The sequence below is a fragment of the Ruegeria sp. AF2 genome (assembly GCF_056542025.1).
In genome coordinates this window covers 1250138-1262720 of record NZ_JBQFZC010000001.1, presented here as the reverse complement: position 1 = coordinate 1262720, position 12583 = coordinate 1250138, and the positions used below count along the sequence as shown (strand labels likewise).

Genomic DNA, 12583 nt, shown 5'->3' with positions numbered 1-12583 from the left:
CCATTCGGGCCACCACCCCATATATTCAATTCCGGCAATCATCAGGCAGATAAGGATCGCGCCAAACACCAGTTTCACGCGCCGTTCCGAGGGCGGGTTTCGCCCCCATTTTGACATGCGAACAAAGTGGCGCAGACTCATCAGTCCTGATGTTCGACAAATCGAACCTTGCCGATAAACGGCAGGTTGCGATTGCGCTGCGCATAGTCGATGCCATAACCCACGACAAATTCATCAGGGATTTCAAACCCGATCCAGTCCGAGCGGAAATCAACCTCGCGCCGGCTGGGTTTGTCCAGAAGGGCGATGGATTTCAACCGGTGCGGCTTGCGGGTACGGAGCAGCTTGGAGACGTGGTTCAGGGTATGGCCGGTATCCACGATATCCTCGACCACCAAAACATCGCGCCCTTCAATGGCGCCGCGTAAGTCCTTGAGAATACGAACTTCTCGACTGCTTTCCATCGAGTCACCGTAGGACGATGCCTCAAGAAAATCGACCTCGATGGGCAGGTCCAGCTCACGCACCAGATCAGCGATAAAGACGAAGCTGCCGCGCAGCAGGCCGACAACGACCAGCTTATCGGTGCCGCCGAATTCAGCCGTTATTTCGCGGCAAAGCTCTTCGATCCGGGCAGCAATTGCCTTGGCCGAGATCATCTCATCTATCACATATGCGCGCTGGCTCATCGCTGCCCCCTTGATCTTTGGCGCGCAACATACGAAATCACGCGCCATTGTCACCAGTTAATCCCGGATATCATGCCAACCCATTCCGAGACCCGCCCGCTGCCTTACACCGCTCAGCAGATGTATGATCTGGTCGCGGATGTGGCGAAATACCCCGAGTTCCTGCCATGGTGCGCTGCGGCCCGCATCCGTCGGACCTATCAAGCCGGAGATGGCAAGGTGATGGAGGCGGATCTGGTGATTTCATTCAAGGTATTCCGAGAACGCTTTGGCAGTCGGGTCACGCTATTTGATGAGCTGAAACGGATCGATACCGAGTATCTGGACGGTCCGTTCAAATACATGCGCTCGGATTGGGAATTCGAGGATACAGTTGATGGCTGCAACGTCTCGTTCCACGTTGATTTCGAATTCAAGAACGCGGTTCTGCAAGGAATCATTGGCGTGGTTTTCAACGAAGCCATGCACCGTATCGTCCGAGCATTCGAACAACGTGCTGCCGTCCTGTACGGCTGAGGCTTTACGCCCGAGCGGCGCGCGCTAGACTGCGCCACATGACCGATTTGACAACTGCCCTTGCCGAGTTTGCTGCTGGTTCTGTGTCGACCACGGCGCAGGCTCGTATCGTGACATCTCTATCCGCGTTGGACTGGCTTGCTGTGGGGCGGGCAGGCGCAGATGAGCCGGTTTCCCGCATCATACGTCAGATGGTTCTTTCCGAGAGCGGTGCCGCACAGGCGCGTTTGTTCGGAGGCGGTGATGCGCCGCTACGCGCAGCTGCGCTGGTGAATGGTACCATTTCTCATGCGCTTGATTATGACGACACGCATTTCGCTCATATCGGTCATCCATCGGTTGCTGTTTTTCCTGCAGCCCTTGCTCTTACTGCGTGGGAAGACCGACCTCTGGTCGATCTGCTTGAGGCAGCGCTAGTGGGAATGGAGTTATCGATCCGCATCGGTTTGTGGCTTGGTCGTGGTCATTATCAGGCCGGTTTTCACCAAACAGCCACGGCTGGTGCGTTTGGGGCTGCGGTGGCTGCGGGTCGGATTATGGCATTTGACGTAAAGCAGATGCGTGACCTGCTGGGGCTAACCGCGACCCGGGCCTCAGGGCAGAAATCACAGTTCGGGACTATGGGTAAACCCTATAACGCTGGACTTGCGGCCTCGAACGGGGTTGAGGCCGCCCAGTTGATCCGCAACGGTTTTCAACCCGGTGCTGACGCATTGGAAGGCCCGTTTGGGTTTGGGGCGACACATTTGGGGGCTGACGATTTAGCTGCTGCGCTTGATGGTTTGGGGGACGAGTGGCTGTTCGAAAGCATCAGCCACAAATTCCACGCTTGCTGCCATGGCCTGCACGCGGCGCTTGAGGCTGCGCGCGATCTCGACATCGCCGAGCCCGAGGTGGCCGAGATCAAGATCAAAACCCACCCCCGCTGGATGAGTGTGTGCAATCAACTGCAGCCGACCAGTGGGTTAGGAGCGAAGTTTTCCTATCGTACCGTGATTGCTATGCAGGCAATGGGCTACGATACAGCTCTGCCAGGGAGCTATTCCGACAAGATTTGTGCTGATCCAAGACTGCAATCCTTAAGGGACCGGATCACGGTCGAGGCGGATGAGAGTCTATCCGAGACACAAGCCCATCTGTCCCTGTTACGCCGGGACGGCGCGCGCCGCGAGGCCAGCCATGATCTGCTGGCTCCGATGTCTCTATCGGATCGCGAAGATCGCGTCAGGGAGAAAGCGGCGAAGCTGATCAGTGGGGATGAGGCAGACGCCATCTGGTCAATGCTACGCACCGGTGGGCGCGCAGCGGATTTGGCTGAAAGGCTAACTGATTAAGCGACGCGCCAATGCAGTGGAAAGCCCGGATCGAATACGGTCACGGGGCCGTCGCCGCTTTCGATTTTGGCCGGATAGACGACCTCATCGCCTTTGGTCAGCGTGATGGTCTCTTCGTTCACTGGCAGGCGATAGAAGGCCGGGCCGTTGAGTGACGCGAACGCCTCTAGCTTGTCCAACGCATCTGCGCGCTCGAACATTTCGGCCAGCAGTGACATTGTATTAGTTGCAGTGAAACAGCCGGCGCAGCCACAGGCCATTTCCTTGTTTGCATCCGTGTGCGGCGCGCTGTCTGTGCCCAAGAAGAAACGCGTATCGCCTGATGTCGCGGCGGTCAGCAGCGCCAGCCGATGCTCTTCGCGCTTGGCGACCGGCAAGCAGTAGTAATGCGGCTTGATGCCGCCCACCAGAATGTGGTTGCGGTTGATGATCAGATGATGCGTTGTAATCGTCGCACCCAGATCTTTCTCGTTCGCCTTGACGTAATCCACGCCGTTTGACGTCGTGATGTGCTCCATCACCACGCGCAGTCCGGGCGTTGCTTTGCGAATCGGATCAAGAACGCGGTCGATGAACACCGCCTCGCGATCGAAGATATCGATCTCGGCATCCGTGACTTCGCCGTGCACACATAGCGGCAGACCGATCTCGGCCATCTTCTCCAGCACCGGGCGCACCTTGTCGAAATCGCGAACGCCAGAAGACGAGTTGGTTGTTGCCCCAGCCGGGTAAAGCTTGACCGCCTTGACCAATCCGCTTGCATGTGCGGCGGCCACATCCGCCGGGTCCGTGTCTTCGGTCAGGTAGAGCGTCATCAGCGGCTCAAACGTCATATCCTCTGGCAGAGCAGCAAGGATGCGGTCCCGATAAGCTGCTGCGTCGTCACCTTTGACAACGGGCGGAACCAGATTCGGCATGATGATGGCACGGGCAAAATGGCGCGCGGTTTCAGGCAAGACGGCTTGCAGCATCGCGCCATCGCGCAGATGCAAATGCCAGTCATCGGGGCGGCGGATCGTCAGGGATTGGGTCATGGCCCCCGGCTAACACAGCCGCTTGAATGGTGAAAGACCCTCTTGACCTTGCCGATGAGACAGATCGCCGTAAGTCACTGACGGATGGTGGTCTTGACCTCTGGTTGTGGTCATGACCTGTTGGGGCGCAGGAAAAAGGGGAACTCATGACACAGCCAAACTCCATCGATGCCGTGCAAGAGCTTTTGGGCTCTGAGGGTTATGTCTGTGGCCGGGCTTTGGCGACGGTTGTGTTTCTTTCGCTGAAACTTGGTCGACCTCTATTTCTGGAAGGCGAGGCGGGCGTCGGCAAGACTGAGATCGCCAAGGCGCTGGCCGCAGGATTGGGGCGGCGCCTGATCAGGTTGCAGTGCTACGAAGGCCTTGATGCCTCTTCCGCTGTGTATGAGTGGAATTTCCCCGCCCAGATGGTGGCGATCCGAACCGCAGAAGCGTCGGGTGGGGCGGACCGAGGCGCGTTGCAGACCGAGCTGTTCTCGGATGATTATCTGATCGAGCGCCCCTTGCTGCAGGCCATGCGCCCGGATGCTACTGGGGCACCTGTACTGCTAATTGACGAATTGGACCGGACCGACGAACCCTTTGAGGCTTTCTTGCTGGAGGCGCTCAGTGACTTTCAGGTCACGATCCCCGAGTTAGGTACTGTCAAAGCGCCTGAACCGCCGATCGTGATCGTCACCTCGAACCGCACGCGCGAAGTACACGACGCACTGAAACGCCGCTGCCTATATCATTGGGTTGATTACCCTGACTTTGCGCGCGAAATCGAAATCCTGCACGCACGGGCTCCCGAAGCGGCAGAAGCGCTGAGCCGTGAGGTGGTCGCCTTTGTTCAGCGCTTGCGCACTGAAGATTTGTTCAAGAAACCGGGGGTGGCCGAGACTATCGATTGGGCCAAGTGCCTGCTGGCGCTGGACGTTATCAACCTCAGTCCCGAAGTAATCGGCGATACGTTGGGTGCCATCCTGAAATACCAGGACGACATCCAAAAGTTGCAGGGGTCCGAGGCCAAACGCATTCTGGATCAGGCGAAAGCCGATCTCGAACCGGCCTGATGCTTCATCTGTTCGAAAATATTTCGGGGGTTTGATGGCCGAACAACTCCCACTCGATATACCGGACAACCCCAAACTGGCCCAGAACATCACCCATTTTGCGCGCGCTTTGCGCAAGGCCGGACTGCCGATAGGAACTGGGCGCGTGGTTGACGCGATCCGCGCCGTGCAGGCTGCGGGGTTCACCGAGAAACGCGATTTCTACTGGACGCTGCATGCCTGTTTCGTGAACCGGCCGGAACATCGAGCGGTTTTTGCGCAAGTCTTCCGCCTCTATTGGCGCGATCCGCGGTATCTAGAACATATGATGTCCATGATGCTGCCCGCCATTCGCGGTGTTCAGGAGGAGCGCAAAGCGGATGCGGCTGAAAAGCGGGCGGCTGAGGCCTTGTTGGATGGCGTCGAACGCGACTTGCCAGAATCAACCGAGCAACAAGAGGAAAGCGAGATCGAGATCGACGCAACCCAAACCGCGTCATCCGAAGAACGCTTGCGCAACCTTGATTTCGAACAGATGAGTACATCCGAGATCGCCCAGGCCAAACGCATGCTGTCGCGCCTGAACTTACCGGTCAAACCCATTGAGTCTCGCCGAGGTCAAGCCAGTCACCTCGGTCACCGCATTGATCGCGCTCGGACACTTAGGTCAGCGATGCGGCAGGGTGGCGAACTACGCGATATCGCGCACTTGCAACCCAAACCTCGCTGGCCGAATTTGGTTGCGTTGTGCGATATCTCCGGGTCGATGAGCCAATACAGTCGGATCATTCTGCACTTTCTACACGCGGTTTCGAATGCCAAAGGCGCAGGTTGGGCCAAAGTGCACGCATTCACGTTTGGCACACGCCTGACCAACATCACCCGCCATCTGCATCAACGTGATGTCGATGCGGCGCTGGCCGCTGCTGGGGCCGAGGCACAGGACTGGGAAGGCGGAACCCGGATCGGAGAATGCCTGCATCAGTTCAATCGCGACTGGTCGCGGCGCGTCATGGGGCAGGGGGCGGTCGTGTTGTTGATCACCGACGGGTTAGAGCGGGGCGATCCCGAGATGCTGGAAAAGGAAATCGAGCGCCTGCACCTGTCGTCGCGGCGTCTGATTTGGCTGAACCCATTGCTGCGCTGGGACGGGTTCGCACCGAAAGCTCAGGGTGTGGCGACAATGCTTCCACATGTCGACAGCTTCCGCGCCGGGCATTCGATTGCGTCGCTGGAAGATCTGGCCGCCGTGATTTCGCAACCAGATGATCAGGGGCAGAAAGCGCGGCTGATGTCCGCGCTTTCAGACTAGCTGTTACGAAAGCTGCTCTTCATTGCACTTCCGTGCCATTTCCATGGCTTTGTAAGTGCCAGTCAGGTCAACGGTGAAGGCGAACTCTTTCTCCGGGAAAACGACCATCACCTTCTTCTTGGCAAGATCATCTGCGAACTGAGGGTCGTCTGACAGAACATACCCGCCCGAATAGCCCTTGGTGATGTTCCCCTTCATACCGGTGGCTTCTCCGACATAAATATTGTCGCCGATAAGGATGGCAACAGCCTCTTTCTCGCCTTTCTTGATGTTGGTTTTGGCCTTGGTGAAGACTCCAACATAGCCAACGCCGCGATCTTCGGTCAGGCCCATCTGCACGACATTTTCCGCGTCATCAACCGCTTCGATAAGGCAGGATTTCTTGTCCTGATCGATGAAAACCTTCCAGCCTTCGACCTCACCGTATTTCAGAAATGTGTCAGCCCAGCCGGTGCTGGCAGTCAACAGGCCGATCGCTGCTCCGAGTGTAAGAATGCGTTTCAACTGTTTGTCTCCGCTATGAAATATGTTGGGACGATCCCGAATAGGCCCCGGAATCGCATGCAGGCTAGAATGACGCCTTCCAACATTCAACAATTTGTGAATGTGAGTTCAAAATCGGCTTGTTAGCGCCACAAGATCGACCCGCTGAGCGCTTTTCATTGCTCCAAAGCTGACTATGTTGAACCCAAGCACGGCCGGAGGTCTAAATGGAACGATTCGATAGCAGCCCGGAAACCGCACTAAAATGGTATCGCGCCGGGAAGGGCGCGGCTTTGGCCACTGTGGTTGAGACCTGGGGCAGCGCGCCGCGCCGTGTAGGCGCGCAGTTGGTCATTGCGGGCGATGGTCGGATCGAAGGCTCGGTTTCTGGTGGTTGCGTCGAAGGTGCCGTGATCGTCGAAGCGCTGGAAGCCATAGAGGAAGGCGAGGCAAGGCTGCTAGAGTTCGGTGTAAGCGACGAGGATGCGTTTGCCGTCGGTCTGGCCTGCGGCGGTACGATCAGGGTTTTGGTTGAACCGGTCGGCAAGGTCCTGCCCGAACCAATGCTGGCCGAACTGGTCGCGGCACGGGCGCGGCGCGAATCCTTGGCCTATGAAGTCAATGTCGAGACGGGCCAGCGCGCGTTGCGCCGTAATGCCTATTCCGAACGCTTGCGTATGGACAGGTCCGGGTTCGAAGAGGATGGGCAAACCTTTGTCGCTGTCCACAACCCACCGCTACGGTTGATAGTGGTGGGAGCGGTGCACATCGCCCAAGCTCTGGTGCCGATGGCCCGGATCGCGGGCTATGACCCGGCGATTATAGATCCGCGCGAGGCCTTCGCATCGGACGCACGTTTTCCCGGAGAAACCATCCTGACGGATTGGCCGGATGAGGCTGTGTCAAAGCTTGGTCTCGACTCGCGCACGGCGCTTGTGTTGCTGACCCACGACCCCAAACTTGATGACCCCGCGCTTCAGGCCGGTTTGGCGGCCGATGTGTTCTACATCGGCGCACTCGGATCTAAGCGCACACATGCCAAACGCGTGGAGCGGATGAAGCAGGCCGGGTTCAACGATGACCAGATTTCACTGATTCACGGACCTGTTGGGCTTGATATCGGGGCGGCTGGACCGTCTGAGATAGCCGTTGCGATTCTGGCGCAGATGACGGCGGTCCTGCGAGGCAGAGCGTGAAGTTTGGTCCGGTACTCGTTTCCGACGCCAACGGCGCGATATTGGCCCATTCCGTCAAAGCGGGAAACCGCAAGCTTAGGAAAGGTATAACGCTTTCGTCCGAGCACATAGCCGAGTTGCACCAAGCCGGTCTGACCGAGGTCACAGTCGCCAGACTGGAGCAAGGTGATTGCCATGAGGACGAAGCCGCAGCGCTGCTGGCAGAAGCGCTTGCGCCAAATCCCGCACAGGCAAATCTGCGTGTCACCGAAGCCTTTACAGGCCGGGTCAACCTTTTAGCAAATGGACCAGGCGTCGCGGTGCTGGATACCGATGCCTTGCAAAAGTTCAATCAGGTCAACCCGATGATCACGGTTGCGACGGTGCCGCAATATCAGCAGATGGTGGCTGGCGGTATGGTAGCGACGATCAAGGTGATTTCGTATGCCGTACCTCGATCCGACGTTGAGAGTGCGGCCCGTCATGCGCAGGACGCTATTCGGTTATCGGTGCCCAAATACGAAAATGCGGGTCTCATCGTTACCGACATTGCTGGCGGGCCATCTAATGAAAAAGGTATCGCTGCTATTCGTAGCCGGGTTGAGGCTTTGGGTATGAATCTGGCAGATGTTCAGGTGGTGCCGCATCGGATGGGCGACTTAACAGCATCGATTTCGGCCATTCGGGGTGAGATCGTCATGATCCTGACCGGATCGGCCACGTCGGATAAAGATGATGTGGCGCCTGCTTCTGTGCGGGCGGCGGGGGGTATCGTCGACCGGTTTGGAATGCCGGTCGATCCGGGGAACCTGTTGTTTTTGGGATCTTCCGGCGAGCGCCCCATCATCGGTTTGCCCGGATGCGCGCGCTCACCAGCATTGAACGGGGCGGATTGGGTCTTGTCCCGCGTTGCTTGCGGAATCGAAACGACGGGCGCGGACATCGCAGGGATGGGTGTCGGTGGGCTGCTAAAAGAAATCCCGACGCGGCCACAGCCCCGCGCTGCCAAGAGTAAATGACGCAACGGCAATTTTGCCCCGTTTGGTAGACGCATCATTGTTAGAAGGCTGATCAGCGAAACTGCGGAAAAATCAGGCAAATATTTTTGTTCTCAAACGAAATTTACCGTGTTTAACTCTGGCTTAGCAAATAAGCCAAAAAAAGGGGAGGATCTTATGACCAAGGTCTCAATGACCGTGAACGGCGTTGCCGTCAGCGGTGATGTTGAAGGGCGGACTCTATTATCCGGATTTCTACGCGACCACCTGAATTTGACAGGCACACATATTGGCTGCGACACGGCTCAATGTGGCGCGTGCGTAGTGCACGTGAATGGTGAGGCGGTCAAATCCTGCAACATGCTGGCGCTGGAAGCAGACGGCGCGGATGTGGGCACGATCGAGGGGCAGGCGGCCGAAGATGGCACGCTGAACGTGATCCAACAGGCCTTTCAGGATCATCATGGGCTGCAATGTGGGTTTTGCACTCCGGGCATGGTGATGAGCGCTGCAGCATTGCTCAAGGATAACCCGCGCCCGACCGAAGGCGAAATTCGCAAGTACCTTGAGGGTAACCTATGCCGGTGCACAGGCTACCACAACATCGTCAAGGCAATCATGGCCGCATCGGGTCAAGACGTTTCCAGCATCGCCGCCGAGTGAGGCGGTTAAGAATTTTCGACGAAAATTCTTTTCCACGGAGGAGAACAAGCAATGCCCAAAGACAGTGGCATCGGAGCCAGTTCCAAGCGGCGCGAGGACGTACGCTTTCTGACCGGAGCAGGCAATTACACCGACGACATCAACGTACATGGCCAGGCCTATGTGCATTTCCTACGGTCCGACATCGCGCATGGCCGGATCACCAACATCGACACATCTGCCGCCGAGGGTATGCCGGGGGTTGTGAAGGTGTTCACCGGCAAGGACTTTGAAGGCGTGGGCGGAATGCCCTGCGGCTGGGAAGTAACCGACCGTCATGGCGCCCCGATGCAGGAACCACCGCATCCCATTCTGGCGCAAGGCAAGGTCCGACATGTAGGCGATCCCATCGCTGCCGTTGTCGCGGACAGCCTTGAACTCGCCCGCGATGCGGCGGAAGCGATTGAAGTGGATATCGAAGAGCTCCCCGCCGTGCTGGATATGAAAGCCGCAGCGCAGGATGGCGCGACGCTTATCCATGAGGATCTGAAGAACAACATCTGCTATGACTGGCATCTAGGCGAAGAAGACAATGACAAGGTCAATGAGGTTTTTGCCAACGCGGCCCATGTCACCACTCTGGACCTGATCAATAACCGTCTGGTCGCAAACCCGATGGAGCCGCGTGTTGCGGTGGCCGAGTACAGCCGGGGTACGGATGAGTACACGCTCTACACCACTTCGCAGAACCCGCATGTGATCCGCTTGCTGATGTGCGCATTTGTTCTGGGCTTGCCTGAACACAAAGTGCGTGTTGTAGCGCCTGATGTTGGTGGTGGATTTGGCACGAAGATTTTCCACTACGCGGAAGAGGCGTTCTGTACATTCGCTGCCAAGGCCTGCAACCGTCCGGTCAAATGGACCGCCAGCCGGTCCGAGGCGTTTATGTCGGATGCGCAGGGCCGCGACCACGTCAGCACGATTGAGCTCGCTTTGGACGCGGACAATAACTTCACAGGCCTCCGCACCAACACCTACGCCAATCTGGGCGCGTATCTGTCGACCTTCTCAAGCTCGGTTCCGACTTGGCTGCATGGCACTCTGATGGCGGGCAATTACAAGACGCCGGTCATTCAGGTGAATGTGAAGGCAATGTTCACCAACACAGTGCCGGTGGACGCTTATCGCGGTGCGGGTCGGCCAGAGGCGACCTATCAGCTGGAGCGCGTCATCGACAAGGCGGCGCGTGAACTGGGTGTCGATCCGATCGCCCTGCGTCGCCAGAATTTCATCACCCAGTTCCCGTATGACACACCGGTGGCGCTGACCTACGACACCGGGGATTACAACGGGACGATGGATAAGCTTGAAGCTGCTGCTGATTTGGCTGGCTTTGCCGCGCGACGGGCGGAAAGCGAGGCCAATGGCAAGCTGCGTGGCCTAGGCGTCAATTGCTATATCGAGGCCTGCGGCATCGCGCCCTCGAACATCGTCGGCATGCTGGGGGCCCGGGCGGGTCTTTATGATGCTGCCACGGTGCGAGTAAACGCCACCGGTTCCATCAGTGTCATGGTTGGTGCACATAGCCACGGGCAGGGGCATGAGACTGCTTTCCCGCAGGTTGTGGCCGACATGATCGGCATCGATGAGTCGATGGTCGAGATTGTGCATGGCGACACCTCGAAGATCCCGTTCGGCATGGGCACTTATGGCTCACGCTCGCTGGCGGTTTGTGGTTCGGCCATGGTTAAGGCTACCGAAAAGGTGATCGACAAGGCCAAGAAGATCGCGGCCCACCTGCTCGAGGCGTCCGAGGCCGATATCGAGCTGAAGGACGGTCAGTTCAGCGTCGCGGGCACTGACAAGTCGGTGGCCTGGGGTGATGTGACTCTGACAGCCTATGTACCGCACAACTTCCCATTGGAGGTTGAGCCGGGGCTGGAGGAGACCGCATTTTATGACCCGGCCAACTTCACCTTCCCAGCGGGGGCATATGCCTGCGAGGTTGAGGTGGATCCCGAGACTGGACAGGTGATCATCGAAGCCTTCACCGCTGCGGATGACTTTGGCAACATCGTTAACCCGATGATTGTGGATGGTCAGGTACATGGCGGTATCGGTCAGGGTATCGGTCAGGCTTTGTTGGAAAATTGCGCCTATGACGAGAATGGCCAGTTGCTGAGCGCATCCTTCATGGATTACGCAATGCCACGCGCCGATGATCTGCCGTTCTATGCGGTCGACCATTCCAGCCAGACGCCGTGTACGCACAACCCGTTGGGTGTGAAGGGCTGCGGTGAAGCTGGTGCGATTGGCTCGCCGCCTGCGGTAGTCAACGCGGTTCTGGATGCGCTGAACTCGGGTGGAAAGGCTGTTGATCACATTGACATGCCGATGAGCCCGTCGCGTGTTTGGACAGCAATGCATGGTTGAGAGGTTCGAGTGCGAGGGGCCAGCCCCTCGCGCTCCCCGAGATATTTATAGCCAGATGAAGGGCGGATCCGCGCTTTTCGGAAAGGAAGAACGAAATGTACAATTTCGAGTTTGAGAAACCCTCGACCATCGCTGACGCGGTTACTGCGTTGGGAGTTGAGGATGCGCAGGCACTGGGGGGTGGGCAAACCCTGATCCCCACAATGAAGCAGCGGTTGGCCGCGCCATCCAAGCTGGTTTCGGTCAACGGAATCGCTGAAATGAAAGGGGTCTGCGTCGAGGATGATGGCTCGGTAGCGATAGGCGGTGCAACAACCCACGCAAATGTGGCCGCTGAAGCTGCTGGTAACTATCCGGCGCTGGCAGCGCTGGCCGGCCAGATCGGTGATCCTGCGGTGCGTAATCGTGGCACTATTGGCGGTTCGATTGCCAACAATGATCCAGCGGCCTGTTATCCGGCGGGAGTGCTGGGTTCAGGCGCGACCATTGTCACCAATAATCGCCAGATAGCGGCGGATGACTTCTTTCAGGGCATGTTCACGACAGCTTTGGAAGAGGGCGAGATTATCACTTCGGTGCGTTTCCCCGTGCCTCAGGCGGCGAGTTATCAGAAGTTTTTGCAGCCCGCATCTCGGTTTGCGTTGGTCGGGGTATATCTTGCTCGGTTTGCCGATGGCGTTCGAGTTGCAGTAACCGGTGCAAGCGAGGAAGGAGTTTTCCGCTGGGCAGAGGCCGAGGAGGCCCTGAACAAAGAGTTCCGCGCGGACGCTTTGATGGGGCTGCACATCAATCCGATGAACATGATTGGTGATCTGCACGGGAGCAAAACGTATCGGGCGCATCTGGTCACTGTTATGACGAAACGGGCTGTCGAAGCTTGCAGTTGATCTGATTGTTAATCAGCTTTGAGAGCCTCGGTGAAAGCCGGGGCTC

12 protein-coding genes are annotated in these 12583 nt (G+C 57.7%); 9 read left to right on the top strand and 3 right to left on the bottom strand.

Annotated elements, in window-relative coordinates; translation table 11 throughout:
- Positions 1-140: 140 nt before the first annotated feature.
- The gene (gene hpt, locus ACR0NM_RS06265; protein WP_480613654.1) at positions 141-689 is read right to left on the bottom strand and encodes a hypoxanthine phosphoribosyltransferase; all 549 of its coding nucleotides are present in this window, start codon (positions 687-689) and stop codon (positions 141-143) included.
- Between the two features lie 72 nt (positions 690-761).
- On the opposite strand from hpt, the gene ACR0NM_RS06260 reads away from it, so the two are divergent.
- The gene (locus ACR0NM_RS06260) at positions 762-1205 is read left to right on the top strand and encodes a type II toxin-antitoxin system RatA family toxin (protein ID WP_170801000.1); all 444 of its coding nucleotides are present in this window, start codon (positions 762-764) and stop codon (positions 1203-1205) included.
- 38 nt (positions 1206-1243) lie between these two features.
- A complete protein-coding gene (locus tag ACR0NM_RS06255) occupies positions 1244-2539 on the top strand; it encodes an MmgE/PrpD family protein (RefSeq protein ID WP_480613652.1) in 1296 nt (431 codons plus the stop codon).
- Here ACR0NM_RS06255 and pyrC read toward each other — a convergent pair.
- Positions 2536-3573, bottom strand: a complete 1038-nt coding sequence (gene pyrC / locus ACR0NM_RS06250; RefSeq protein WP_170817703.1) for a dihydroorotase — start codon at positions 3571-3573, stop codon at positions 2536-2538. The genes ACR0NM_RS06255 and pyrC overlap by 4 nt on opposite strands.
- A 146-nt stretch (positions 3574-3719) precedes the next feature.
- On the opposite strand from pyrC, the gene ACR0NM_RS06245 reads away from it, so the two are divergent.
- Positions 3720-4628 carry an AAA family ATPase gene (locus tag ACR0NM_RS06245; RefSeq protein ID WP_170510219.1) on the top strand — a complete coding sequence of 303 codons (909 nt, stop codon included), beginning with the start codon at positions 3720-3722 and terminating at the stop codon, positions 4626-4628.
- A 34-nt stretch (positions 4629-4662) separates the two neighbouring features.
- Positions 4663-5919: a vWA domain-containing protein gene (locus tag ACR0NM_RS06240; protein ID WP_480613650.1), complete on the top strand. Its 1257-nt coding sequence runs from the start codon at positions 4663-4665 to the stop codon at positions 5917-5919.
- Between the two features lie 3 nt (positions 5920-5922).
- On the opposite strand, the gene ACR0NM_RS06235 is transcribed toward ACR0NM_RS06240, so the two are convergent.
- Entirely contained in the window at positions 5923-6423 is a 501-nt protein-coding gene (locus ACR0NM_RS06235) for a hypothetical protein (RefSeq protein WP_170510628.1), read from the bottom strand.
- Between the two features lie 206 nt (positions 6424-6629).
- Between ACR0NM_RS06235 and ACR0NM_RS06230 the strand changes: the two genes are divergently transcribed.
- The 5 genes from ACR0NM_RS06230 to ACR0NM_RS06210 all read left to right on the top strand — a co-directional run bounded on the left by ACR0NM_RS06230 (position 6630) and on the right by ACR0NM_RS06210 (position 12537).
- Positions 6630-7598, top strand: coding sequence for an XdhC family protein (locus tag ACR0NM_RS06230; RefSeq protein ID WP_170817705.1), 969 nt, complete (start codon positions 6630-6632; stop codon positions 7596-7598).
- Positions 7595-8596, top strand: a complete 1002-nt coding sequence (locus tag ACR0NM_RS06225; protein WP_480613648.1) for a molybdopterin-binding protein — start codon at positions 7595-7597, stop codon at positions 8594-8596. Before ACR0NM_RS06230 ends, ACR0NM_RS06225 begins: the two co-directional genes overlap by 4 nt.
- A 156-nt stretch (positions 8597-8752) precedes the next feature.
- Positions 8753-9238: a (2Fe-2S)-binding protein gene (locus ACR0NM_RS06220; RefSeq protein WP_170393234.1), complete on the top strand. Its 486-nt coding sequence runs from the start codon at positions 8753-8755 to the stop codon at positions 9236-9238.
- A gap of 51 nt (positions 9239-9289) precedes the next feature.
- Entirely contained in the window at positions 9290-11650 is a 2361-nt protein-coding gene (locus tag ACR0NM_RS06215; RefSeq protein WP_480613646.1) for a xanthine dehydrogenase family protein molybdopterin-binding subunit, read from the top strand.
- Positions 11651-11745: 95 nt separating this feature from the next.
- Entirely contained in the window at positions 11746-12537 is a 792-nt protein-coding gene (locus ACR0NM_RS06210; RefSeq protein WP_480613644.1) for an FAD binding domain-containing protein, read from the top strand.
- The last annotated feature ends 46 nt before the right edge of the window (positions 12538-12583 follow it).